This window comes from Gemmatimonadaceae bacterium (assembly GCA_036003045.1).
In the GTDB taxonomy this organism is placed as follows: Bacteria; Gemmatimonadota; Gemmatimonadetes; order Gemmatimonadales; family Gemmatimonadaceae; genus JAQBQB01.
The window spans coordinates 26,620-51,700 of sequence record DASYSS010000101.1; the positions used below are offsets into that span (position 1 = coordinate 26,620).

At 66.5% G+C, this 25,081-nt stretch carries 19 protein-coding genes and 1 riboswitch; of the genes, 11 read left to right on the forward strand and 8 right to left on the reverse strand.

What is annotated here, in order from left to right; all coding sequences use genetic code 11:
• Nucleotides 1-439 precede the first annotated feature (439 nt).
• Both VGQ44_22150 and VGQ44_22155 read right to left on the reverse strand, forming a co-directional pair.
• Nucleotides 440-1,459 carry a hypothetical protein gene (locus VGQ44_22150; protein HEV8449541.1) on the reverse strand — a complete coding sequence of 340 codons (1,020 nt, stop codon included), beginning with the start codon at nucleotides 1,457-1,459 and terminating at the stop codon, nucleotides 440-442.
• 176 nt (nucleotides 1,460-1,635) lie between these two features.
• Nucleotides 1,636-2,226 (reverse strand): TIGR00730 family Rossman fold protein, encoded by a 591-nt coding sequence (locus tag VGQ44_22155; protein HEV8449542.1) that lies wholly within the window; start codon nucleotides 2,224-2,226, stop codon nucleotides 1,636-1,638.
• Between the two features lie 213 nt (nucleotides 2,227-2,439).
• A riboswitch (cobalamin riboswitch) is annotated at nucleotides 2,440-2,640 on the forward strand.
• A 120-nt stretch (nucleotides 2,641-2,760) separates the two neighbouring features.
• Between VGQ44_22155 and VGQ44_22160 the strand changes: the two genes are divergently transcribed.
• The 3 genes from VGQ44_22160 to VGQ44_22170 all read left to right on the forward strand — a co-directional run bounded on the left by VGQ44_22160 (nucleotide 2,761) and on the right by VGQ44_22170 (nucleotide 6,815).
• Nucleotides 2,761-4,968 carry a TonB-dependent receptor gene (locus tag VGQ44_22160; GenBank protein HEV8449543.1) on the forward strand — a complete coding sequence of 736 codons (2,208 nt, stop codon included), beginning with the start codon at nucleotides 2,761-2,763 and terminating at the stop codon, nucleotides 4,966-4,968.
• A gap of 61 nt (nucleotides 4,969-5,029) precedes the next feature.
• Nucleotides 5,030-6,121, forward strand: a complete 1,092-nt coding sequence (locus tag VGQ44_22165; protein ID HEV8449544.1) for a hypothetical protein — start codon at nucleotides 5,030-5,032, stop codon at nucleotides 6,119-6,121.
• 136 nt (nucleotides 6,122-6,257) lie between these two features.
• Nucleotides 6,258-6,815: a DUF3761 domain-containing protein gene (locus tag VGQ44_22170; protein HEV8449545.1), complete on the forward strand. Its 558-nt coding sequence runs from the start codon at nucleotides 6,258-6,260 to the stop codon at nucleotides 6,813-6,815.
• A gap of 125 nt (nucleotides 6,816-6,940) precedes the next feature.
• Here VGQ44_22170 and VGQ44_22175 read toward each other — a convergent pair whose 3' ends face one another.
• Nucleotides 6,941-7,480, reverse strand: a complete 540-nt coding sequence (locus tag VGQ44_22175; protein HEV8449546.1) for a YbhB/YbcL family Raf kinase inhibitor-like protein — start codon at nucleotides 7,478-7,480, stop codon at nucleotides 6,941-6,943.
• Between the two features lie 210 nt (nucleotides 7,481-7,690).
• On the opposite strand from VGQ44_22175, the gene VGQ44_22180 reads away from it, so the two are divergent.
• A complete protein-coding gene (locus tag VGQ44_22180; GenBank protein ID HEV8449547.1) occupies nucleotides 7,691-9,502 on the forward strand; it encodes a hypothetical protein in 1,812 nt (603 codons plus the stop codon).
• Nucleotides 9,503-9,544: 42 nt separating this feature from the next.
• Here the strand turns inward: VGQ44_22180 and VGQ44_22185 are convergent, their stop codons facing one another.
• Nucleotides 9,545-10,450: an AraC family transcriptional regulator gene (locus tag VGQ44_22185; protein ID HEV8449548.1), complete on the reverse strand. Its 906-nt coding sequence runs from the start codon at nucleotides 10,448-10,450 to the stop codon at nucleotides 9,545-9,547.
• Between the two features lie 476 nt (nucleotides 10,451-10,926).
• A complete protein-coding gene (locus VGQ44_22190; GenBank protein HEV8449549.1) occupies nucleotides 10,927-14,238 on the reverse strand; it encodes a hypothetical protein in 3,312 nt (1,103 codons plus the stop codon).
• A gap of 217 nt (nucleotides 14,239-14,455) precedes the next feature.
• On the opposite strand from VGQ44_22190, the gene VGQ44_22195 reads away from it, so the two are divergent.
• From VGQ44_22195 to VGQ44_22205, 3 genes are all read left to right on the forward strand, one after another.
• On the forward strand, nucleotides 14,456-15,796 hold the full coding sequence (locus VGQ44_22195; GenBank protein HEV8449550.1) for a HAMP domain-containing sensor histidine kinase: 1,341 nt from the start codon (nucleotides 14,456-14,458) through the stop codon (nucleotides 15,794-15,796).
• A gap of 108 nt (nucleotides 15,797-15,904) precedes the next feature.
• Entirely contained in the window at nucleotides 15,905-16,729 is an 825-nt protein-coding gene (locus VGQ44_22200; protein HEV8449551.1) for a DoxX family membrane protein, read from the forward strand.
• Nucleotides 16,730-16,811: 82 nt separating this feature from the next.
• Nucleotides 16,812-17,717 carry a phosphatase PAP2 family protein gene (locus VGQ44_22205; protein HEV8449552.1) on the forward strand — a complete coding sequence of 302 codons (906 nt, stop codon included), beginning with the start codon at nucleotides 16,812-16,814 and terminating at the stop codon, nucleotides 17,715-17,717.
• A gap of 43 nt (nucleotides 17,718-17,760) precedes the next feature.
• Here VGQ44_22205 and VGQ44_22210 read toward each other — a convergent pair whose 3' ends face one another.
• Nucleotides 17,761-18,270 (reverse strand): DUF411 domain-containing protein, encoded by a 510-nt coding sequence (locus VGQ44_22210; protein HEV8449553.1) that lies wholly within the window; start codon nucleotides 18,268-18,270, stop codon nucleotides 17,761-17,763.
• A gap of 159 nt (nucleotides 18,271-18,429) precedes the next feature.
• On the opposite strand from VGQ44_22210, the gene VGQ44_22215 reads away from it, so the two are divergent.
• Nucleotides 18,430-19,644 (forward strand): ABC transporter permease, encoded by a 1,215-nt coding sequence (locus tag VGQ44_22215; GenBank protein ID HEV8449554.1) that lies wholly within the window; start codon nucleotides 18,430-18,432, stop codon nucleotides 19,642-19,644.
• Nucleotides 19,645-19,743: 99 nt separating this feature from the next.
• Here the strand turns inward: VGQ44_22215 and VGQ44_22220 are convergent, their stop codons facing one another.
• Entirely contained in the window at nucleotides 19,744-20,481 is a 738-nt protein-coding gene (locus VGQ44_22220; GenBank protein HEV8449555.1) for a phosphatase PAP2 family protein, read from the reverse strand.
• A 101-nt stretch (nucleotides 20,482-20,582) separates the two neighbouring features.
• Here VGQ44_22220 and VGQ44_22225 point away from each other — a divergent pair, with 101 nt between their 5' ends.
• Both VGQ44_22225 and VGQ44_22230 read left to right on the forward strand, forming a co-directional pair.
• Complete coding sequence (locus tag VGQ44_22225; protein HEV8449556.1) at nucleotides 20,583-21,758, forward strand: glycosyltransferase family 9 protein; 1,176 nt, start codon at nucleotides 20,583-20,585, stop codon at nucleotides 21,756-21,758.
• Between the two features lie 132 nt (nucleotides 21,759-21,890).
• Entirely contained in the window at nucleotides 21,891-23,219 is a 1,329-nt protein-coding gene (locus VGQ44_22230) for a hypothetical protein (protein ID HEV8449557.1), read from the forward strand.
• A gap of 9 nt (nucleotides 23,220-23,228) precedes the next feature.
• Here VGQ44_22230 and VGQ44_22235 read toward each other — a convergent pair whose 3' ends face one another.
• Complete coding sequence (locus VGQ44_22235; GenBank protein ID HEV8449558.1) at nucleotides 23,229-23,813, reverse strand: hypothetical protein; 585 nt, start codon at nucleotides 23,811-23,813, stop codon at nucleotides 23,229-23,231.
• Nucleotides 23,814-23,982: 169 nt separating this feature from the next.
• Between VGQ44_22235 and VGQ44_22240 the strand changes: the two genes are divergently transcribed.
• Entirely contained in the window at nucleotides 23,983-25,059 is a 1,077-nt protein-coding gene (locus tag VGQ44_22240) for an amidohydrolase family protein (protein ID HEV8449559.1), read from the forward strand.
• Nucleotides 25,060-25,081: the final 22 nt, after the last annotated feature.

The following is a 25,081-nucleotide window of genomic DNA, read 5'->3' on the forward strand; positions in this document are numbered from 1 at the left end:
GCACGAGTTCGAGGCCCTCACGCGCGGTTCGTCTTCGAAGCAGCCGAAGTGTCCCGAGTGCCAATCGGAGGACGCCGAACGCTTGCTCTCGATGCCGCGGGTCAAGTCTGAGACGACCAAGGACCTCGCGATGCGAGCCGCGAAACGCCGCGACGCCCAACAGGGAGCAGATCGCGTCAGGGCCCAACGGGAATACGAAGCGAGTCACGACGACTGAGGCCGGTGGGCCGGTAGCCGGTAGCCGGTAGCCGGTAGCCGGTAGCCGGTAGCCGGTAGCCGGTAGCCGGTGGTTCATCGAGAATTCGCGGATCACTCCAAAACGAAGGCCCCGCTCAATGACGGGGCCTTTTCCTGCGAAGCAAACCGATCAGCGAATGGGAGACCGGTTTCAAAACCGGTCCACCGGTCCACCGGTCCACATGTCCACCCGTCCACCCGTCTACGGCTTCTTCTCCCCCGCGACGAGCATCTTCACGTGGTCCTGCGCCAGCTGTAGGCCACCTTCCTCGGGCGTCACGCGCCCGTCGCCGTTTGCGTCGAATCCGGCCATCAACTGCTCCGACATTGACGCCATTCGGCTGACCAGCGCGGCCGCGTCGGCGGGCGACGTCGCCGCCTGAACCTGCTTCGCGATCGCGATGACAGAATCCGCGCGCATCGCGCTGTTCTTCGCCGCCTGCGCGATATGCGCCGCGTGCGTCTGCACGTTCTGCGAGGCACCCGGCGCCTTCGCCGCAAGCTCGATGTGGGTCGCCGCGCCGATCGCCGCCTTCTTCATTCCGTAGCCGAGTCCGGGGCCCGTCGGCACGATCGTCGGGTCGAGCGCGTTGAGAACGTGCCCGGCGTGGAGCTTCATCGCGTCGAGGTTGTTCGGCTGCCGGCCGGCCAGACCCGCGTGCTGAATCGCGACCTTGGCCTCGTTGATCGCGACCGTGAGCAGCCCATCGCCGTTGGGCGTGTCGTTGAACGCGTTGACCACGTGGCCGATGTGCGTGCCAACGGCCCCTGGTGGGAGATCCGCGGGGGGAATGACGTTTACGTGCGGTGGTGGCGGTGGAAGAAGGCCGGGAGTCGGCACGCCGCTGATCTCCGCCACCATCGCGTCGAAATCCTTTCGCAGCGCGGGGTCGACGCTCACGAGATAGATCTTGTGCTCGTAATCCCCCTCGGTCATCCCGTTGTGGTGCAGGATCTCGGCGATCTGGCTCCTCAGGCTGTCACGAAGCTCCGCCTGGGACTCGGGCTTCGTGTTCCTGATCGAAGCGAGCCGAACCGCGCTCGAGTCGCGCGCGACGCCGATCGCGACGTGCGTCTTGGCGAACGTCATCAGATCCTCGTGACTCATCGCCTTCGCGGCGGCCGCCGGCGCGGGACTTCCCGCGGGCGTCTGCGCGACGATTGGCGATGCGGCCGCGAGCACGACCACAGCAGCACTGGCAACGATGGGCGAACGACGCACGGTTTCCCCCGCGGATCCCGACAAGGTGGTGAAGCGAATCAGGCGACCGATCACTCCAGCCTGATATTCGAGAAACGCACTCCCCGGGTCAATCCGCTGGAACGGTGGGGAGACGGAGGGCTGGTGGGCCGGTGGGCCGGTCTGCAGAGTGAGAGTTGGCCCGCCTCGATTGAATCTCAGGGCGCCACGGCGGGCAGCCACTTCACCTCGCTGGGCATTGGCGCGGCGGCGAGGCGGTCGAGCAGCCGCTCCCCCTCATCATCGACAATGAGCCGGTCGCGCTGAACGGCGCTCACGAACCCCTCGGCCACCGCGCGATCCGCCATCTCCAGGATCGGGTCGTAGTAGCCCGCGACGTTGAGCACGCCAAGGGGCTTGCGATGGAAGCCGAGCTGCGCCCAGGTGACCACCTCGCAGAACTCGTCCCAACTTCCGAACCCGCCCGGCAGCATGACGAACGCGTCGGCGAGATCCGCCATGCGCTGCTTGCGCTCGTGCATCGTCTCGACGACGTGAAGCGTCGTGAGCCCGCGATGGGCGATCTCGCGCTCGGCGAGTGCGCGTGGAATGACTCCGATGGCGCGTCCGCCGGCGCCGAGCGTTGCGTCGGCGAGCACACCCATGAGGCCGACGCATCCGCCGCCGAAAACGAGGGTGATCTCGCGCGCCGCGAGCGCCTCACCGAAGCGACGGGCGGATTCCGCATAGAGCGGGCGAGCGCCAATGCTGGAGGCGCAGAAGACGCAGATGGATTCGAGTTTGCTCATTTTTCGGGAAACCGGGAAACCGGGAAACCGGGAAACCGGGATACCGGGATACCGAGATACCGAGATACCGAGCTACCGAGATACCGAGCTACCGGAACAGAGGAACGGCCGTCGGATCGAAACGGAAAACGCGGTTCCGGTTACGCGGTGCCCGGTGACCCGGTTCCCCGACCTTGCGCTCCGCCACCATCACCCACTACCGTCCCCAACACAACCGAATCGCGTGAACGGGGTCAAGTTGTAGGAAGCCGGTGCGATTCCGGCGCGGCCCCGCCACTGTAAGAGACTTCGCGAGCATTTCGACTTCGCTCGCAAAAAAAGGTCTGCTCATTCGTCCACTGGCGCGCTCGCGCGCTGGGAAGGCGAGCCAGACTGTCTCGAGCCAGGAGACCGTCCCCGTTCACTCCCGCACAGAACCCCCTCGAGGGAGGGGCGCGGGGTCGAACGAAAGACTGCCGACTCCTGGCGCCTTCCCTTCGCCCCGTCCCGCTCCTCGACCGAGCCAGGACGGGTTTCATGTTTTTGGACGCAGCAGTGAACGGCCTTCCTCGTCGCGCGACTCGATCGCTCGTCATCGCGGCGTTCACCATGGCGTCCTTCATCTCGGCGCGCGGCGTGTTCGCGCAGGTGCCGGGAGAGCTGCGCGGACGTGTGACTGACGCGGCCACGGGACGCGCCATCGCCGGCGCGCGCATCGAGATCGCGGACCGGGTCGACCCGGTCCGCTCCGATGCTGACGGATCGTTCGTCGTGCGCGGTCTCGCTCCGCAGATGTACACGATCTCGGTACGCGCCGTCGGCTACGCGGCCGGTAAACGCGACGTCTCCGTCGAGAACGGGCGCGTCGCGCGGTTTGACGCCGCCCTCGAGCCGTTGCCGACACGGTTGCCGACCGTCGTGAGCTCGGCGTCTCAAGCGTCGGCCGAACGCGAGACGGCCGCTTTCGATCGCTCCGCGATCGAGTCATCGGGCAAGCATGACGTGGGCGAATTGTTGACGGCGGTGCCCGGCGTCGTCGTGACACGTAGCGGCGGCCCGGGACAGCCCAGCCAAGCCTCCATACGGGGGTCGAGCGCGGCCGAGGTGTTGGTCGTGCTCGACGGCGTGATCTTGAACTCGCCGCTCACCGGCGCTGCGGATCTGTCGCAGCTGCCGCTCGCAACGATCGAACGAGTGACCGTCTGGGAGGGTGCGCAGTCGGCGCGCTACGGTGGCCGTGCGCTCGGCGGAGTGATCGTGATCGAGACGCGCCGGGCTGTGCGCGAGGCATCGCTCTCGCTCGACGCCGGCGCGTGGGGAGAACGCGCGGTAAGCGGCTCGATCGGCCATTCGTCCGAGTCAGGGTCAGGACTGCGCGCGTCGCTCTCGGCCGAACATCGGACAGCGCGCGGCGACTTCTCGTACGACGTGCCGGCGGTTCGCGGCGGCGGTACGGCGACGCGCACCAACTCCGACGCCACCTCGACCAACGTGCTCGGCGTCGCCGCCATCGACGGATCAGCGGGAACAGCACGCGCCCGAGTCGACTGGCGTGCGACGGACCGAGGGTTGGCGGGAAGCATCGTGCAACCGTCGCTCACCGGCCGAGACGACGAGCACCACGCGTCAGGCGGGCTCGATCTTTCCTCCGTTCGCGGACCGCTCGCGTTCGACGGATCGGCGAGCGTCACGCGCGACCGCGCGCATTTTGCCGATCCGGCGCCGCCGTTCGGCTCATCGTACGACGACGTCCTCGACGCCACCGAAGCGCGCGCCGCGGCGTCGGTGACTGGAACGGGCTCCCCGGGCGGTAACACGCCCATGACCTTCACGCTCGGCGGGGACGCCCGGCATCTCGGCGTGAGCGCCACGTCGTTGGCTGAGAATGCGCCGCGGTCGCAGCGGATCGTCGGCGCGTACGCGAATGTCCGCGCGGCACGCGATCTCGGCGGCGTCGCGGTGTCCGCGATGCTCTCCAATCGCGTCGACGACGATGACCTTCTCGCGTCGACGATGTCGTCGCCCCGCGCGTCGATGCAACTCGCCCGCGGCGTCGCCTCTCTCTCGGCGTCGGTCGGAAACGGCTATTCGCCGCCCTCGCTCGCTGACCAGTTCTTCCACGAGGGCGTTCTCGTGAAGGCGAATCCGTCGCTCGCGCCGGAGCGCACGCGAGGAGAGACCGAGCTGCGTGCGGCATTGGGGGACGTCACGCTCGGCGCCGCCGCGGTAAGCGGCGATGCGGCGGTGTACCGCGCCGACGTGAACGGAATGATTCTCTGGTCGCCCGACTTTCGGTTCGTTTGGAGTCCCGCGAACGTCGACGTTCGCCGCTCCGGTTGGCAGTTGGGGGCGCGGCTTGCCGTGCCGTCAATTTCTGGATTCAACGTCCTCGGGAACGTCGACCACACCGACGTCGCGTACACGGGCGGCGCCCGAACGGGTCAGGTGATCTACCGGCCGCGCGTGACGGCGCGGATCGCCGAATCGATCGCGCGTCCATTCGCGCGCGTCGACGTCGAGACGCGTTATGTCGGCGAACGGCGAACCGTCGCGGGAACGGATCTCAACGCTCTCGATCCATATTGGCTCACCGACGTGCGCATCGCCGTGCCGATCGCGCGCGCGGCGTGGCACGTCGAGGCAGCCGTCGGGGTCGAGAACGTGTTCGACCGGTCGGCTTCGATGCTCGTCGACTACCCGTTCGGCGGTCGGCGCTGGACGGTCTCGCTGCGCACGAGACGCGGAGGCGCCGGCGGCGGATAGCCGGCACCGAGAGCTCGTTCACATAACTCCGACAAACGTCATTCCTTCAACACGGCGATCCATGCACCGCTACAACATTCGTCTCGCGACCCTTGCCCTCCTCGGCTCGCTCGCGTTCACCATCAGCTGCTCGGACGACACCACCGCTCCGGTCGCTCCGGGGTTTCTCGGCGGAACGGCGGGCGACCACGAGGTCGGCGTCGTCGTCAACTCTCTGGCGCGCAGCCTGACGCTATTTCAGCACGGGAGTCCGGGGACGCAGCAACAAGTGGCGCTCGGATCGAGCACCACGATCACTCCCACGGGCATGTCGGTGCGCGGCCGCGTTGCCGCCGTACCGCTCGGCGACGCGGCTTCGGTCGCGCTGGTCGATCTCCAGGGTGATTCGGTCAAGCGTTTCTTCACCTTCGCGTCCGGAAATGCGACCGGTTCCGCTTTTGTGGACGACACGACGGTCGTCGCGGCCAATCTCCTGACCAACGTCGTCGGCCGCTTCACCACGGGTCAGACCGCCGCCGCGATCACGAAGACGGTGACCGTCGCGCCGCAGCCTACGGCTATCGCCGTGACTGGAGGGCGCGTATTCGTCGTGTCGTCGAATCTCGACCAGAATTTTCAGCCGATCGGCAATGGGATCGTGACGGCGATCGACCCGACGACGATGACCGTCGTGGGAACGGCGACGATGGGCGGAACGAACTCGACCGACATCAGCGTTGGCCCCGACGGTCTGCTCTACGTGGTGAATACGGGTGATTTTTCGAGCCCGGGCAGTCTCACCGTGCTCAACGGTGGGACCATGCAGGTCGTAACAACCGTCGCGAACGTCGGCGTGGGTCCGGGAGCGGTCTACGTCGACGCTTCGGGCTTGGCGTACATCTCCGGTTTTCTCTTCGGCACGGCCGTCTGGAGCACGACGACTCGAACATTCGTTCGGTCGCCCGACAACGCGCTTTGCGCCAAGTTGGCGAACGGCGGTTGCCGCGGCGCGTTCGCCGCGACGACGGACAGGGCGGGCAACGTGTATCAGGCGTTCTTCGGCACGGCGAGCCTTCCGGCGCAGTTGTTCGTGTACAAAGCCGGCACGTTCTCGCTTAGCGACAGCGTGGCGGTCGGAGCCGGGGCATCCGCGGCGACGATTCGCGTGTTCTAGGACTCGGCCGTCGGTGTGACGTGCATTACACAGCGCGCGTCGTGACGCGCCCGCCCGACGTGGGGTCTCTTCTCGTGTCGGACCGCGCAGTGTCGCGAGCGCGTCGCTGCCGACGTCTCCCACCCGGAGTTCCACGATGCGAATTCGAGTAGGCGTTCTCGCCGGTGCGTTTCTCTCGCTCACGCTCGCCACGGCGGCCTCTCTTGCCGCACAGGGCGCGGCCGCGACGATCTGTAAGGACGGAACCACATCGGTAGCCTCGGGACGCGGCGCGTGTTCCGGCCATGGCGGCGTAGACGCCAAAGCGACCGACGTCGCGAAAAAGGGCGCTGCCAAAGTAGACAAGGCCGAAAGCAAGGCCGCGTCGGCGACGGCCAAGGCTGAAAAGACGACTGAGAAGGCCGCGAAGAGCACGGACAAGGCCGCCGACAAGGCCGCCGAGAAGACGGCGGCCCAGACGTCCAAAGCCGACGCGGCAGCGGCCAAGACGGCATCGAAGGCCGAGTCGAAGGTCGAGAAGAGCGAGTCCAAGGCCGCGGACAAAGCGGCGAAGACGACGAAGACGGCCTCCAGCCTCGACAACAAGGACCCGACCAACGCGACCGCACAGTGCAAAGACGGCACGTACTCACACGCGACGCATCACCAGGGCGCGTGCTCGAACCACGGCGGCGTAGCGAAATTCTTGAAGTAGCGTTCTCTCATGGAAGGCTCGGCGCCGCTGAGGCCAGCGGGTAGCCCACGCGGTGGGCTCGTCCGAGCCGAACAACCCTGGGGTGCCACCCGCACTCCAGGGTTGTGTCTTTTCGCGAGCCGGACTCAGTGTCCGAAGCGTCCGGTGATCGATCCCGACGCCAGGAGATGCCCGCGCATTCGGAAGATGACTCCGGCGCCGGTCGTCTTGTCCGTGGCGCCTCTCGGGGTGTCGACGTCGAGCGCGTAGACCGTGAATATGTAGCGGTGGTCGCCGTCTCCTTTCGGCGGGGCGGGCCCGTCGTACGACGCCGTACCCGAGTCGCCGTATCCGCTCTGCGCGCCGGCGGGAGCGCGCCCTGTGCCGGCGCCTGCATCCAGCTTCGTGACCGACGCCGGAATGCCCCACGCGAGCCAATGCCAGTATCCCGATCCGGTCGGCGCGTCGGGATCGAAACAGGTGATCGCAAAGCTCTTCGTTCCCGGCGGCGCGCCGCTCCACGAGATCTGCGGCGACTGATTCCCGCCCCCGGCGCCGTCCGACACATTCTTCATCGGTATCTCGTCGCCGTCGGAAAACGCTTCGCTCGTTACGATGAGTTTTCCCTTCGCCGTCTGCGGCGCGCGCACCTCGATGGTCTCGTAGCCCGTTGACGTTGCCGGCATTCGGTTCCTCCACGGAAGGGTGCCGTTGGGTGCTGCGCGATTCGGGCCACGAGCGTCGAACAGGCCCAACATTTTGTTTGCGGGGCTGGTACTACGACCGGGGCACGGCACGGCTGGCGTGTCACCAGCAATGAGACGCCGCCGCCCGGGGGGCCGGCGCGCGTCGTGTGTCCACGAGCTCGCTCAACCGCGCTTTTTTCGCCGGCACCCATGACTCGCATCGCCCTCCGTCTCCCGACAATCCGTCGTGTCGTCGCCCCGACCGCGCTTTGCGCCCTGTGGGCCTGCGCGTCCGACACCGCGCCGACGACGCCCACCGGCCCGTCGACGTTCACTTCCTCCCCTTGCTCACAGACCGGCACGCTGCAGCTCGCCGTAGCGACGACCGCTCGTGTCGATTGCAGCAACGGAGGCACGACCGTGACCCTCGCCGGCGGCGGCGCGAGCTACATCGTCGTGGCGCAGTTCCCCGTCGATCTCGTCCCGGACACGTTCGTCGCCTACCGCGTCAGCTCGGGGACCGCCGTCTCCGCATCCTTGTCGCCGGCGCCGAGCCGTTTCCCGTCGCCGCGCATTGTCGGACCGACCCTTGGCATCTCGCCGATCCGCTCGTCGCGGAGAGCGCCGGGAGCGGCGCAACGCCGGTTTTCGAACGCGCTTCACGCCCGTGCGCGGGTACGCCTCGCGTCCCGCGCGTGGCCGATGAGCGCGCGGCTTTCACCTCGAGCCAGCGCATCGCTCACGCGCTCGTTGGACATCGCTCCGCCGCCCGCGTTGGGCAGCCTCCGAAGCTTCCGCGTCTTGGCCTCGAACGGCACCTCGTTCAAGTCGGCCGGCGCGACGTTGGCGTTCGTCGGCGCGAACGTGCTCGTGTACATCGACACGCTCGCTCCCGCGAACGGCTTTTCCGCGGCGCAGCTCCAGCAGTTCGGCTCCTACTTCGATCAGACCTTGTACCCGATCGATACGGCGGCCTTCGGCGCGCCGACTGACGTCGATCAGAACGGGCGAGTCATCATGCTGATGACACCGGCCGTGAACGCGCTCGTCACCGCGTCGTCGTGCCAAACGCAGGGCTACGTCGCCGGCTTCTTCGACGACGAAGACCTCGGGGGCGGCACCGGCGACCCGAACTCGAACCAGGGCGAGGTGTTCTACGCGATGGTGCCCGATCCGGCGGGCGTTGCGAGCTGCTCGCACAGCGTCGACGAGGTCGGATTCGCTGTCCCAGGCACGTTCCTCCACGAGCTGCAGCACCTCATCAACTTCTCGCAGCACGTCATCGTCCACCATGCGAATCCCGAGTTCGGATGGCTCGACGAAGGGCTGAGCATCGTGGCGGAAGAATTGGGGTCGCTCTACTACGAGCAGAGGTGTCCGGGGACGGCCTGCCGCAGCGACCCGACGCAGCTCTTCCCCGATTCGTCGCAGGGATTCGTGCAGAATTTCTTGTACGACTCGTACCAGTATGCACTGCTACCCGACACGGCGAGCGTGACGCTGCACAGCGACGACGACGACGGCTTCTCCTGGCGCGGCGGCGACTGGCTGCTCGTGCGATGGCTCGGCGATCAAATGGGCGCGGGCATCTTCAAGAAGCTCGATCAGACTTCTCTCACTGGCGTGGCGAACATCGAATCGTCGAGCGGCCAATCGTTCCCGGGTCTCTTCGCCAACTTCGCGCTCTCGCTGTACACCGACAGTCTGGTTGGCCTCTCGCGGGGCACCGCGCCGCCGGCCGACCGGTTCACGACGCGAAACGTTCGCGCGCTCTGGAATCGCCTCTACATCACGTCAGGCGGTGAGCCGGACATACCGTCCCCCAATCCGCTGGCATTGTTTCCGATCACCGCGGATACCTCGCTGGCCGTGCTCGACCCGGGCACGTCGTCCTACTTCCGCCTCGATACGAAAACGACTGACGCCAGCGTCTCGGTTCAATTCTCCGGCGCCGGAGGCAAGGCGCTTCCCGCTGCGCTCAAACCACAACTGGCGATTTTCCGATTGCCAAAGGGGCAATAGGAAACCGGTTCCCGGTACCCGGTTTCCCTGTGGCCCGTTACTCTACTGCCCTTCGATCGGCACGTAGATCTCGGTGATCAGCCTTTCTTTCGGTGTCGTTCGCGGATCGTTTACGTATCGCTCGTAGCTCGGCCCGTCGCGCAGTCGTTCGCCGCTCTCGGGAAGCCATTCGCCGAGGAAGCGGGCCCACGTGTCGCCCAGCGTCTCGTACGAGCCGACGTGCACCGTCTTGGCGTAGCGCCCCGCGGGCAACCGATGCTCGGCGAGCTCGTTTGGCAACGCGACGCCGCTCGCGACCGCGACGCCGGCGTCGGAGCGCAATTCGTCGGCGGGCGTCGACTCGGGGTCGTCGTGGTACAGGGCGATCATCGCCGCGTTCGGGTTCGTGAACAACCCGGCCGGGCCAGCGATCTCGCCGAGGCGGCCGAACGCTTGGCCGATTTGGTTGTACGGTCCAACGTGGCGCACGGCGGCGACGCGCTGCTCGGGCATTTTCTTGATTTCGACGTCCATGGTTCTGCCTCCTGAGTCTCTCGGGACGAACGGTGGAACGACGCCTCGTTGATCGAAGTGCACGCCGCACGTGGCGGCCAGCTCGGTGCGGCGCACACCGCGCCGGCGAAAGTCAGAGGGCGGCTCGCCGTAGCACGAGCGAAACGCGCGCGTGAACGCCTCGTGGGTCTCGAATCCCGCGTTGAAAGCGATCTCGGTGACCGACAACGGTGTGTTCGCCAGCTGCCAGGCGCCGCGTTCCATGCGCAGCCGCCGCGCGAGCTCGACGGGCGTTTCCCCGACCATGCCGCGGAACACCCGATGAAAATGGAAGGGCGACAGGCACGCGCGAGTCGCCAGGGCGTCGAGGGCAAGCGCCTCGTCGAGGTGCTGCGCGACGTGCTCGATCACTCCCTGCACGACCCGCACATAGAAGGACCGCGTCTCGGCTTTCACGAGGGCAATGTATTCCGCCCGCGGCCGCCGGCGCTTGACTCTGATTGCTGTTTTGCGGTAGAAACGGGTTACCGGGCAACCGGGCACCGGGATACCGGATCGGCGAGACGGGTCGACTGGTTGTACCGCAGTCCCGGTATCCCGGTCACCCGGTGTCCCCGTAATGCGCCCAAGCGAACGCGGCCGCCCGGAGGGCGGCCGCGGTGGCCCTGACAGCTCGCCTACATATGTCCGCGCCTGTTAATATGCGATAGTTCTTTAATACAGAGAAACTCGAACCCGGACCGCTCAGCGCGAGACGGCCGGCGTCGGCGCGGTTTGGATGTAGCCGCCGCCGCCCTTCTTGCAGCCCGCAATGGCGGCCGCCGCCAGTACGAGCGCCAACACCACCTTCACTTTTCGCATGGCTTCCTCAGAGGTTGTGCGTTCACCGAATAGAATCCCGCCGACGAGCACGGCGTTCCGCGCCCGAGGGCCTAGAACACGACCGCCGGAACCGTCGCGTCGATCGTCTTGAGCCCCCGCGAGCGCAACAGCGTGTTGAACCTGGCCAGATCGGTGTTGATCAGGCTCTGCAGCGCGGCGTGCGTATCGCGGACCTGCTTCGCCAACACCTGGCTGACCCTCTGCTGCTGTACGGCCGGCGCGAAGTCCGACACCGCGATGCCGCCCGCCAAGTAGTTGAGCTGGGCCCCGAGCTTGGCCGGATACCGCACCTCGTCTTGCCCGCGGCCGGTCATGCGCACGTCGATCAGGTTCCCTTCGGTCGCCACGAACTTTCGTCCCAGCGAGTCGCCTTGCGCGCGTACGTCCGCCATCGCGGAATTGGCGCCGATCTGCGCCGCCAGCGAATCGAGCTGCGCACGGACGCTTTCGATCGACAACAGCATGTCGGCGCTGCTCGTCATGTCCGCCTGAACCTTTTTCAACAGGTCAGTCGACGCGGCCATGTCGAGCGGGGTGACCGTCTGGTTCGGGTCCTTGAGCACCTCGAGCGGCTGAGTCATCGTTTTTCCGGCGGCGGTGAGTCTGACGGTATAACGTCCCGGCGGCATCAAGACGGACAACGTGCCGAAGCCCGGCGCCGGGCGCGTGCCGTCGGCGTCCATCGTGAACTCGGGATCGTAGAGCGGCTTGGTCCGCATGCGCGCCGTCTTGGACGGCTCATTGCTCAGATCCCAGTTCACCCGGTTGAACCCCGCGCGCGTCGTGCCCTGAATCGTGCGCACCGTCTTCCCGGCCGCGTCGACGATCGCCACGCTCGCCGTGCCCCCTCCGCTGCCGAGCCAATAGTTGATGTCCGCGCCGTAGATCGGGTTCGTGCCCGCGGTGGGATCGTCGTTCGGCGAAACGTTGGCCTCGATGTCGCGGAAGCGATACGCCGCCCGCGGCGCGAACAACGTCGCGGCGGACGCCGTCACTTCCGGCGTCAGCTTTTGCAGCGGCGACAGGTCGTCGAGAATGAAGAAGCCGCGCCCATATGTCGCGACGACCAGATCGTTGAAGTGCTCCTGGACGGCGAGACCGTAGACCGGCGCGTGCGGCATGCCGAGCTGCATCGCCTGCCAATGATCGCCGTCGTCGAACGACACGAACAAGCCGCCTTCCGTACCGAGGTACAGCAATCCTCGGCGCACCGGATCTTCACGAATGATGTGCGCGTAGCTCACCACGCTCTTCGGAACTCCGGTGACGATGAGCTTCCACGTCTTACCGAAATCCTTCGTGCGATAGACCCACGGGTCGCGGTTGTTCTCCTGGTGCCCGTCGACGATGATGTAGGCCGAGCCTGCGTCGTACTTCGACGGTTCGATGTGACGCACCGATCCCCACGGCAGAATGCCGGGGACGTTCGCCGTCACGTTCGTCCACGTCTTGCCCGCATCGCGCGTCACCTGCACCAGACCGTCGTTGGTTCCCGCCCAGATCACTCCCGCTTGCGCGCGCGACTCGGCGATCGCGTACACGACGTCGCCGTATTCGACGCCGATGTTGTCCGGCGTGAGTCCGCCGGACATCTGCTGCTTCGATTTGTCGTTTCGCGTGAGGTCGGGGCTGATCACGCGCCAGCTCCGGCCGCCGTCCTTGGACATGTGAACGAACTGGCTGCCCGTGTAGATCGTGTTGTGGTCGTGCGGCGAGATCGCGAACGGGGCGTCCCACACGAAACGGTACTCGACCTCCGCCGCCGAGTGTCCGCCCGTGCTCAGCGGCCACACCTCCACGTTCTGACCGGTGCGAGTGCGCTCGTCGAATCGCACGACGATGCCGCCGCGGCTGCCCGATCCCGACGCCGTCGACCAGATGACGTTCGGATCGACGGGGTCGGGCGTCGCCCACCCGCTTTCGCCTCCCTGCACCGCGTGCCACTCGCTGCGCGAAATAGTTCCGCCCGCGCGGCTGTTGCTGGGTCCACGATACGACGGACCGTCCTGCTTGTTGCCGTACACGTAGTACGGGACGCGGTTGTCGACCGTGACGTGATAGATCTGCGCGATCGGCAGATTCACGTGCAGCCACGTGCGCCCGCGCGTCGTCGAGATCTGGACGCCGGCGTCGTTGCCGACGACCATGCGCGACGGATTGGTCGGGTCGATCCAGATGTCGTGGTTGTCGCCACCCGGCGCGGTGAACGCCGGCGTGGGCGGGGCGCCGCGACCTCCCTCGGCGGCCGGCGGCGCGCCGCCGCGACCGCGCCCGCCACCACCGCCGCGTCCGTTCGCCGTGAGTGTCGAGCCGCCGTCCATCGAATGGTTGAAGGTCGCGCACAGGAAATACGTCTCGTCGGGATTGTCGGGCGCGACCGCCATGCGTGTGTAGTAGGGCTGACGACACCCCAGATCGCGGTCGAAGCTGATCACCTGCCAGGTCGAACCGCCGTCCTCCGACCGCCAGAGCTCACCGTTGTCCGTAGGCCGCCCGTGCAGCGGGTTGCCGTCGCCGGTTTCGATCAGCGCGTAGACGCGGTTCGGATTCGATTTCGAGATCGCGAGTCCGACCTTGCCGATCTCGTGAGTCGGCAGGCCATGCCCTTCGAGCTTCGTCCAATGGTCGCCGCCGTCGTGCGTGACGTATATGCCGCTCCCCGTGCCGCCGCTTTCGCGTCCCCACGTGTGAAGCTCGAGCTGCCACATCGCGGCGAAGAGTGTCTTCGAGTCGGTCGGGTGCATCACGACGTCGATCGCACCGGTGTTCGCGTCCACGAACAGCACCTTGCTCCACGTCCGTCCGCCGTCCGTGGTGCGGTAGACCCCGCGCTCCTGCTCGGGTCCGTAGCTGTGCCCCTGCGCCGCGACGTAGACGATGTCCGGATTCACCGGATCGATGACGATGCGCCCGGTCCGACTCGCCGAATCCGGACCGGAATGCGTCCACGTGCGTCCTGCGTCCGTCGACTTGTAGAGTCCATTGCCGATCGAGATGTGGCTGCGAATCCACGGCTCGCCCGTTCCGGCCCACACGATGTTGGGATTCGACGGCGCGACGGCGAGAGCGCCAAGCGAGGAGATCGATTCTCCATCGAAGATCGGAGTCCAGTGGATACCGGCGTCGACCGTTTTCCAGATTCCGCCGGACGCGGCGCCGGCGTAGTAGACGTTTGGGTCGCCGATGACACCGGCAACCGCCGCGACCCGATTGCCGACCGGGCCGATGTAGCGAAATCGTAACGCGGACGCGGACGCGCTCAGGTCGACCGACGGTGCCTGCTGAGCGCACAAAGATTCGATAGCGGCCGACGTGGCAGCCAACGAAAAACAGGCGGCCAAAAGGCGAGTGTGGTTCGACATTGCTACCCTCGCAGTCGTGGAGGTGGTGGGGGCACCGTCGAAGATCGGGCTTCACCAGGCGGACGCAAGAGCGCTTGTCGTGTTGCGCCGTTGAGCTCGCGAACCGCGGGCGGGACCCGGGGTACGACCGCTTCGCGGAGGGACTGCCACGACGAGCGCCAATCAATCCGAGCCCGACCGCCAGGACCCGGCACCGACCGAGCTTTCGACGCGCGGCATGTGGATTCCGCTCGTCTTCGTCATCGCCGTCCTCGCGACGCTGGTGATCGCGCCGATCGCCGTGAGCAACCGACTCCGGATTCAGCGCAACATGATCACGGAGGTCGTCGACCCCGCCCGGCTGCGCGCGACCGACGTCGCGTCGTTCCTGGCCGAAGAGATGTTCGCGGTCGGCATGCGCGCGCCCTCGGTGATCCCGAACGCGGATCAGCGGTATGTCGCCGCGCTTCGCTCCGAACGACGGGGCGCGCTTGCTCTGGACTCGCTGCTCGAGGGCTCGAACGCCGACGCGCTCGAGCGGTTCGCGCAATATCGAGAAGCGGCGACTCGGTGGCACGACGACGTCGAGTCGATGACGCCGTCGCCGAATGCGGCTGTCCTCGATACCGCGCGAATGGACGCCGACACCGCGCTCATGGCGGCGCGCCATCTCGTCGAGCTCTTGGAGCAGTCGGCCGCCGCGGTTCGCCTCGATGTCCGACGGTGGGAACGCGTCGACGTTCTCCTGCCCGTGGTGCTCGCGCCGCTCGCCTTGCTCGCCTGCGTGCTCATCGTGCGCGCCGGTCAACGAACCGTGAAGCTGGCCGTCGCGGCTGACCGAGACCGGCGCGCCCTCGCGGCGGTCATGGATCAGAAGAGCGCCTTCATGCGGGGCATCTCGCACGACCTTCAGAATCCGCTTGGCGCCGCGCTGGGCAACGTCGACTTGATGCTCGAAGGGATCACCAAGCCAGCCGATCAACGCGACGCGCTGCTTCGAATTCGCCGTCTCACGCGCCGCGCGAGCGACACCGTGGCGTCGCTGCTCGCCGTCGCGAAGAGCGAGACGGGTGACATCCGGCTCAGCACGACGGCCATCGACCTTTGCGCGCTGGCTCGTGCCGCCGTCGACGATCAGAGCTTCACCGTCGTCAGCAAAGGGCAGACGATCGACTTGCACGCGGAGTCCGAATGCCGCGCGATGGGCGACGCCGCGCGGGTACGGCACATCGTGGACAACCTCCTGTCGAATGCGAACAAGTACACGCCGCGGGGAGGACACATCCGCGTGGATGTCGGCTATCGGATGCGCGACGGACAGCGCTGGTCCACGCTGAGCGTCGAAGACTCCGGCCCGGGCATCCCCGCGGAATGGCGAGAGCGCGTGTTCGAGGAGTACGCGCGCGTCCCCGCCTCGAAAGATCTCGCGCCGGGTTTCGGAATCGGGCTCGCGGTGAGCCGGCGCGTCGCCCGGATGCTGGGCGGCGACGTCACCGTCGAAGGCGAGAGTTCGAACGGACATCAGCGACTCGGCGGCGCGACGGTCACGCTCTGGCTCGCCCTCTCGGCTGAACCCTAGTCGGTCTCGGTTCGTCCCGCGCTGGTGCATGTCGGCGCAGCGGCGTGACCGGACGAGTGGTCGCTGAAGTTTGAACTCGCGACCGCTTCCGCCACGCCGAGAACGCACATGCAAACACCGAGTCGGCTCACATTCGCCGTTGCTCTCGTCGGTCTCGCAGCGTTGACCGCCGTCTACGGCGACTTTGCGCTGCAGTGGCAGCCCGTGCCTGCGTGGGTGTCCGATCGACGCCTTCTCGCGTATCTGTCCGGCGCCCTGCTCTTCGCCTGCGGCTTCGCGCTACTCACCGCGCGGGCGAGTGCGATCGGGGCACGCGTTTTCTTCTTCTACGCGCTGCTGTGGGTGCTTCTCCTCAAGGTGCCGAAGGTTGCCGCCGCGCCGCTCGTCGAAGTCAACTGGCTCGGCTTGGGTGAGATCTGCGTCGTGCTGGCGTGCAGCTGGACGCTCTTCGCGTCGCTGAATGACGAGCCAAGCGATTCCGCTCCGCGCTTCGCCACCGGCGAGAACGGGCTTCGCATCGCGCGCTACCTGTTCGCCGTCGCCCTGCTGCCGATCGGATTGTCGCACTTCGTCTATCTGCCGCAAACGGTTGCGTTCGTGCCGTCCTGGCTTCCGTATCGCACGGGGTGGGCGTACCTCGGCGGCGCGGGCCACATCGCCGCGGGACTCGGTGTGTTGCTCGGCGTCATGACGGAGCTCGCGGCTACGCTCGAAGCCGCGATGATCGGCGTGTTCACGCTGTTGGTGTGGTTGCCCGCCGCGATCGCGAATCCCGCGAGCAGGCTTCAGTGGACCGGCTTGGTGATCTCCGGATTCATCGCCGCCGCGGCATGGGTCGTCGCCGCGAGCCTGAGTCGTGCACGTTCGCTGCGCCCCGCCGACGAAACCCGGCCGACGCATTCCGGCGCTTTGAAGGACCTCGCCGAGGCGTGACCGCCTCGCTCGACGTGTGCGATACGGGCTCAGGCCTGCGTCTTGCCCTGCAAAGCGCATCGCATCGTAGGACATCGAGGGCATGGAGCTCGTTTCCCGTCTGCGCGCCGCGCCTCGCGTGGCGACGCTCGTGGCGTTCGTTTGTGTCGCAGCGCAAAGAGTCAGCGCGCAGTCCATCGGCCGATTGGTCATCGATCACGCGCGCACGTCGGCAGGCGATGCCTGGGCGGTGTGGACCGCGCCACTTCACGGTGGCGGCCGAGACTGGCTGACTGCCGTCGGCGTCGTCGGAGTTGCGGCCGCGGTGTCGCCGTTCGACGACAACATTGACCGGTGGGCGGTCGGTCAACGCGACGACGGCACGTGGCATTTCTTGCGACCGTTTCGAGAAGGCGGCGATGCATTCTCGGGGCGCACCGTCGCACCGTTCGCGATCGGAGCGTTGGGTGTCGCGCTCATCACGAAGAGCGATGGGATGCTCGAGGGAATTTCCGGCTGTGCGACGTCGTACGGTGCGGCGACGGCGGTGCGCGATTTCGTCGTCTACCCGCTCGTCTCTCGTACGCGGCCCGACAGCGGACGCGGCGTGCAGCCGCCGCCGGCAACGCAGGGCGATCAGTACCACTTCACGGTTCCCGGCACCGGCGACTGGGGACGGCACGCGTTGCCCGGTGGGCACGTCAGCAACATCACGTCGTGTGTGGGCTTTTTCGTCAGCCGCTACAAGCTCGGACCCTTCGCTGTCGCGCCCTGGGCCGCGGTCGGCGCCGTCGCCATGGCCCGAACCCTTGACCGCCGCCACTGGGCCTCCGACCAAGTCGTCGGCGCGTTCCTCGGCTATGCCGTCGGGAGAGAGGTTGCTCTGCGATCGCTGCGTCGGACGGAAAATGCGTCCGCGCGGCGAAGCGCGGAGCACGACGAGGACGGAAGTTTCTATTTCGCGCCCGGCGTCGACGGTGCGCGCGTCGGCTGGCGTCGCGCGTTCTAACCGCTAATCGCGCCGATTCCTCGGGCCGGGAGCCATATCGGCGTCACCGGACGGCGAAGACTTTGGTCCTGCCATCACGCGTGAACGACACCACCTCGTATCGATCTTTCACCGGCCCTTCCATTCCCGGCGCGCCGTTCGGCATGCCAGGCGCGGCCAAGCCGGCAAGCGGCAATCGCGTGTCGACCATCTTGCGAATCAAATCGGCGGGGACGTGTCCTTCGATCGTGTAGGCGCCGAGGATCGCCGTGTGACATGACCAGAGCTTCTCGGGCACGCCACGCTTGCGCTTGATCGGCGTCACGTCGTTGACGAATTGGGCGGCGGGAGCGAACCCATTCGCCTCGAGATGCTTGATCCACGCCCGACAGCATTGGCAATCGGGGCTCGCATAGACGAGTATCCCGGTCGGCGCGGCGTCAGCGGCCGACGCCAGGCTTCGGGTCACGGCGACGAGCCCCATCACCGACGCGACGGTCGAGCCGATCCAGGCACGGCGCGATACCAGGGATGACGAAGGCGGCGTGGCGTTCGCTTCGGATCTTGATGACATATGGTTCTCCTCAGGCTGCGAGCGAAGGCTAGCTCAAATATCAGCTTCTGGACAGGCGCAGTCAGTTAGCGTTTAGTACGGCCGCGTTCTTCACCCACCGCCCACCACCGTGCTCCCCGCTCGCCGACCCCCGGCCGCATTCATTGCGGCGGACCGTCCATGCTGATCAGCGAAGTCATTCGCACGGCGTTGGCGTCGCTCCGCTCGAACGCGATGCGGTCGCTGCTCACGATGCTCGGGATCATCATCGGCGTCGCGGCGGTCATCGCCATGATCGCGCTTGGCAACGGCGCGGCGGGCGCCGTGAAGGACCGCATAGCGCGCCTCGGGACCACGACGCTCCAGATCAACCCGCAACGGGTGATGCAAGCCGGCATCGGCACGAACACGACCACCAAGCTCACCTACGACGATGTCAAGTCGATCGAGGCGCACGCGCTGAGCGTCGTCGGCGTGACCCCCCAGCAGGACCGCAATCTTCAGATCGTGTGGAAGAGCAAGAACACGAACGTTCAGGTCACGGGCACGACGCCGAACTTTCTCGACGTGCGCGGCTTCGCGCTCGGCGAGGGAGCGATGTTCACCTCCGCCGACAACCAGGGGCGCCAGCGCGTCGCCGTGCTCGGCGCCGACGTGTTGCCGCTGCTCGACGTCGTCGAGCCGCAGGCGATCATCGGCGAGACGATTCGCATTTCGGGGCGGCAGTTCAAGGTCATCGGCGTGCTGGCGCGCAAGGGAACGACGGGTTTCGGCGACAACGACGAGCAGATTCTCATTCCCTTCCTCACCGGCCGCTTCGGCATTTTCGGAACCGATCGCATCAACGACATCTGGGCGCGCGTCGTCACGCCCGAGTCGGTCACGGTCGCGATGGGACAGATTCAATCGGCGCTGCGCCGCTCGCACCGACTGACGGCCAACCGTCCGGACGATTTCAGCATTCGCAATCAGGCCGACGTGCTCAACACGCTCAGCGAAACGACCGCGACGTTCACGACACTGCTCGCCGGCATCGCCGCCGTGAGTCTTTTGGTCGGCGGCATCGGCATCATGAACATCATGCTCGTCTCGGTCACCGAACGGACGCGCGAGATCGGCATTCGAAAGGCGCTCGGCGCGACGCGCAGGAACATCCTGCTGCAGTTTCTGGTCGAAGCCGTCGTCCTGTGCATCGCCGGCGGGCTGCTCGGCATCGCATTCGGCGCGGGTGCCTCGATCGTGCTGTCTCAATCGTTCGGTTGGCAGACGTCGGTCGACGTCCCCGCGCTCGCCATCGCGTTCGCGTTCGCCGCGGGTGTCGGGATCATTTTCGGCGTCTGGCCCGCGCGACGGGCAGCGGTGCTCGATCCGATCGAAGCGCTCCGCTACGAGTAGCCCGGGCCTTGGCGCTACCGGCAGGAGTGATGATGAGCAAACCGCCGCGCATGAAACGAGATCTGTGACTGGGACGCACTCTCGGCGTCGCGATCTCGTTTAGGCCGCGGCCCTTTCTCTCGGCCGTGTCGCCAGCTCCATCCCCGTCATGCACACGGTGACCCATACGATTCCCACCGCGAAGCCCGCGATCACGTCGCTGAGGTAATGGACACCGAGGTACAGGCGCGACCAGCCGACGAGGAGCACGAGAATGACGGCGACCGCCACCACGGTCACTCGGTGCGCGCGCGCGGGCGGCCAGAGCTTTATGAGGACGTACGCGAGCATCGAGAGGCCGATGAGTGATCCCATCGAGTGGCCGCTTGGATAGCTGAAGGTGACGCCGTGGAGAAAGCGCTCCGCGCCGATCGGGCGGGGCCGACGGATGATGTTCTTCAGCATCCAGTCGAGAAGCGCTCCGACGATGAACGCCGCGAGCCAGACCCACAGCGTGAGCCACGCGCCCATGCGCGCCGCGATCATCGCGACGACGAGGGCAAGGATCGTCATGGTGATCGGACCACCGATGAAGGAAATCGTAAGCGCGACCCGGTCTCCGAGCGGAGTCGCGTGCGCGCGCATCCAGGTGTGAACCGTCAAGTCGAACGCGGTGATGGACCGGTCGTCGACGACTTGCCTGGTGATGGACCCGAACAGCAACAGCGCGCCCACGGTGATGAGAAATCCCACCGTGAGGTGCAGACCGAGGTATTCGCCGCGCGCGAACCGCGCGGCGATGAACGATCGCACCCTGGTGACCAGCGTCACGTCCGATGTCTGGATGGGTCCTGACACACGTCCCCTCTCGCTTTAAGATCTCTACATCCGCACGGTGATACTTAGCGCTTTCTTAGTCCGCCGGCGGGTTTCCGCGGCGTATTCTGGGACGGTTCCCTATGGCCGACGCATCGCGCCCCAATGCTTTGACGCGATTCGTGCCGCGGAAGGTGCGCGCGCTCGAGGCCGCGGTGCACGAGGCCTGGCTCCGCGTGATGGTGGTGCTGCTGTCGGTGGACGAGGGAGGAGTCATCGCCCCCGACAGCTGGCACCTCCATCCGTCGCGCGTCCTGTTCATTCGCTACGACCGCGTCGGCGACATGGTGCTGTGCACCGGTCTCCTGCGGGCGCTCTCGGCGGCGTACCCCCGTATGACGATCGACGTGCTCACGACGCCGACGAACGCGCCGGTACTCGAGCATCTGCCGTTCGTCGGCGACGTGGTGGTCCACGAACGGCGCCGCTGGCGCGACTACCCCGCCCTGTTCGCCCGCCTCGCGTCGCGGCGCTATGACGCGGTCATCGACGGCCTCGTCGTTCGCCCATCCGTCAATTCATATACGACGTTGCTCATGCTCGCGTCGCGGGCCCCGGCGCGCATCGGCAGCGCGGGGCGGCCGCATGACCGCGTGTACAATATTCCCGTCGCCCCGCCGGCCGACATCCATCGCGAGCATCACGTCGATCATCTCGCCCGTCTGGCCGAGCCATTCGGCATTCGCGGGCCGGACGCCGACTGGCGCCCGACGCTCGCCGCCACGGATTTCGAGCGCGAGGAGGCGAACGCTCACTGGGACGCCGCGCCCGGCGACGGCCCACGCGTTCTGGTCAACATTTCGGCCGGGCAGACGTGCCGGCGCTGGCCCGACGACCATTTCGCGGCGACCCTGACGGCGCTCCGCGCTCGCCGGCCCGATGCGCGCGTCATCATCGTCGCGTTGGAGGAGGACCGCGCAAGCGCGACGGGGCTGGCGGACCTCATCGGCGGTCTCGCGGTGATCCCGCGGCTGCGCGAGTTGTTCGCGCTGGTTGCGGAATCGGACCTGGTCGTCACGCCGGACACCGGCGTGACGCACATCGCCTCGGCGTTCGCGCGTCCGACGCTCGCCTTGCTTCGGAGGCGCGACGAGTACGAGATGTGGGTGCCGTACCGCACGCCGAGCGTGAACGTGTTCGGTCCGACCGAACATTCGCTGGCCGACCTCGACGCGGCGGCCGTCATCGGCGCGCTCGACGAGGCGCTCGCGCTCGTGCCGAGTACGTCTTCTCGACTGTCCGTCGGGCAGCCGGCGTAGCTCGAGGTAGTCGCGGACTCGTAGTCGCGGACTCGTCGGACTTGGCCGAAAGTCGCATATGTACGTCGTAGTGCCAACGTCGATCATGCGCGCTCGGGGTTTGGGGGGCCGTTCACCCGACACGAGGACGCGATGCTTCGACCGTACCGACGGGCGTGCTTCACTGCTGCTTCCCTCATCACGCTCGCGTTCGCCTCCGCGGCCCTTCCTCGAAAGACCGCGGCGCAAGACGCCGATCCAAGACCGCAGCGCCCCGACACGTCAATGCGATTCCCGAACACGATCGCCGGCGAGTTCACCCCGTCGGCGGGCTTCGACATCGTCAAGACGTCGTTCGGCAGTCTGAACATCAGCGTGTACGGGCTGTTTCGCTATCTGAACCAGGTGCCGGGCGATCAAACCTTCAGGGATCACCTAGGCAACCTCGACACGATCAATACATCGAACTACCTCAACTGGCACCGCACGCTCGTGTGGCTGACGGGGTTTTTCTACGACCCGCGATTTCGCTACAACATCACGCTCTGGTCGCTGCCGACGACTCAGCAAACACTTCTCTTCGGGAATCTCCAATACACCGCGGCGAAACAGCTCACGCTCGGGATCGGCATCGCGCCGAGCACGACCGCCCGGTCGATGAACGGGTCGTGGCCCTTCTGGGCCGGGTCGGATCGCACGATGGCCGAAGAGTTCTTTCGCGGCGGCTTCTCATCGGGGCTCTTCGCGACCGGCGAGATCTTGCCGCGCCTCGCGTATACGCTGACGATGAACAACAACATCAGCGAGCTGGGCGTGCCTCAGTCGGCAGACACCCGCAACATGCTCTTCGGCGGCCAACTGCGCTGGCGACCGACGACGGGTGAGTTCGGACCGCGGGGGGGCTTCGGCGACTTCGAGTACCACACGCACGTCGCGACCCAGTTCGGATTCAACGGCTCGCAGAGTCGGGAGGGGCGCTACGCACCGATCGCCGATCCACCGCTCAACACGCAGATCAAGTTGTCGGACGGGATCAACCCGTTCGCCGTGAATGCGCTGGCGGATTCCGTGACCGTTTCCACGCTATCGTATCGGGAGGTGGCGACGGATGCCGGCGTCAAGTACCGCGGCTTCTCATTCCAGGGTGAGTACTACTGGCGCACGCTGAGCGACTTCGTGGCCAACGGCCCCCTGCCTCTCACCTCCATCTTCGACCGCGGCTTCATGGCGCAGGCCGGGTACATGGCGATCCCACAGACCCTGAACGTGTACGCTCTCGGCGGGTATGTGCACGACCAGTTCCGCCGATATCCGTGGGAAGCCGGCGGCGGAGTCGGGTACTACCCGTCGCACACGCGAAGTTGGCGACTCGATGTGCGCGCCACGCACATCAACCAATGTCCGGCCAGCTCGAGCTTCGGTTATTATCTCGCCGGCGTCACGGGAACGATCATCTCCGTCGGCACCGACATTCTGTTCTGAGCGGGTTCGCTATTTCACGAATTCGTGAAATAGGTTGATGAACCCGCCGACGGCGATCGACGCGGTGCCCCTGCCGAGCCCGATCTGGGCCCAGTTGTTGTTTCCGTGCGGCCGCCACGCCGCCTGGGCAAACGAACCGACGTATGCCCCCGTTATGCGGGGCACGGCGAGCTTGTAACTCCCGTCGGGCATCTGATCCATGACGGCGCCGGCGAACGCGTGACGGATCCGCGCTCCCTTGTTGGTGCACTTGCAGTGCTGGTAGTCGAGCGGCCGGTTCATGATCGCGGCGAGACCTTCCGTCACACTTTCTTGGATGACGAACTGCCCGACGTTCGACGCCGCGCGGCGCGCGTAGCCCTTTCCCCCCCCGCCCCACTCGGGCGGATCGTTGCGCGCTTGGTCGACCCCCGCGAAGGCCAGGCCCATGAGCACACCGTACCCGAGGTCGATTCCGAAACGCTCGAGGCGCGTGTGATTTCCAATGCGCGCTTGTGCGGACGCGCGACAAGGGACGGCGGTCGCGATCGCGAGCACCGCGAAAGACGCGATGCCCAGGCGACGCCGCTTGCTGCTGGCGTTGGTGTGGGTCATTTGAAACGAAGCACCAACGCAACGTCAGTGCCGCGTCGCGATGAACGGCGCGCAAAGCGTCTCGGGCAATCCCCCGGTCGCGACCGCTGGTACACCCAAATGCCAATGGGCTGACGGCCTACCGCGCGCCGACCTTGCGAGCGCTCAAACCCTGCTTCGCTCGCCGACAATGCCGGTCCACGCGTCGATTCGCCGCCTCCTGGCCGCCCTGCTCCTGACAGGAGGGGCACAGGTCCTGGCCGGCCAGGGAATTCAGCCGAGCCGCGTGGTACTCACCGACGCGCACTTCCACCTGACGAACTACATCCAGCGCGGTCCGACGCTGAAGCAGTTTCTTCCGCTGCTCGGCGACAGCATCGGCCGAGTCGCCGTCTTTGGCATTCCGTTGCAGCAAGAATGGCTCGATGCCGTCACCGGTGAGGTCGCGCCGACCTACTACCTCCACTCCGACGCGCCGCTCTACTACTACTCGTACGTCGACGCGAACATCGCGATGGAGTACCGATCGCTGTCGCCGGCGGAACAAGCGCGATTCGACCCGATGATCACCGGGTTCAATCCGGGCGACATGTACGCGCCGGACCACATTCGGCGAGTCCTCCTCGCGTTTCCGGGCGTTTTCACCGGGATCGGTGAGTTCACGATCCACAAGGAATTCGTGTCCGACGCGGTACGCCCGGGACCGGCGAGCCTGCTCGACCCCGCGTTGGACAGCATTCTGCGCTTCGCGGGAGAGGTCGGCCTTCTCTCGATCATCCACGAGGACATGGACGTCCCGTTTGCCGCCGACACGTCGAAGCCGGCGTACCTGGACGCCATGAAGGCGCTCATCAAGCGCCACCCGAACACGACGATCATCTGGGCGCACACCGGCCTCGGCCGCGTCGTGCGCCCGGTGCAGGGGCATGCGGCGATCGTCGCGTCGATGCTCTCGGATCCCGCGTTCTCGAATCTCTATTTCGACATCTCGTGGGACGTCGTCGCGCAATACCTCGTCGCCTCCCCGGAGGCGGTCCGGGTGACGGCGGATTTGATCAACCGGTTCCCCGATCGATTTCTGTTTGGCACCGACGCCGTCGCGCCCAAGACCGCCAAGGCGTATCTGACGACCGATGAACTCTACCGGCCGCTGTGGGCCGCGCTGACGCCCGAGGCGCGATCCAAGGTGCGGGTCGGCAACTACGCACGACTGTTCGACGCGGCGCGACGCAAGGTCCGCGCGTGGGAAGCGGCGCACGCTCGCTAGCGGCGTCGTGGCAGCAACTCTA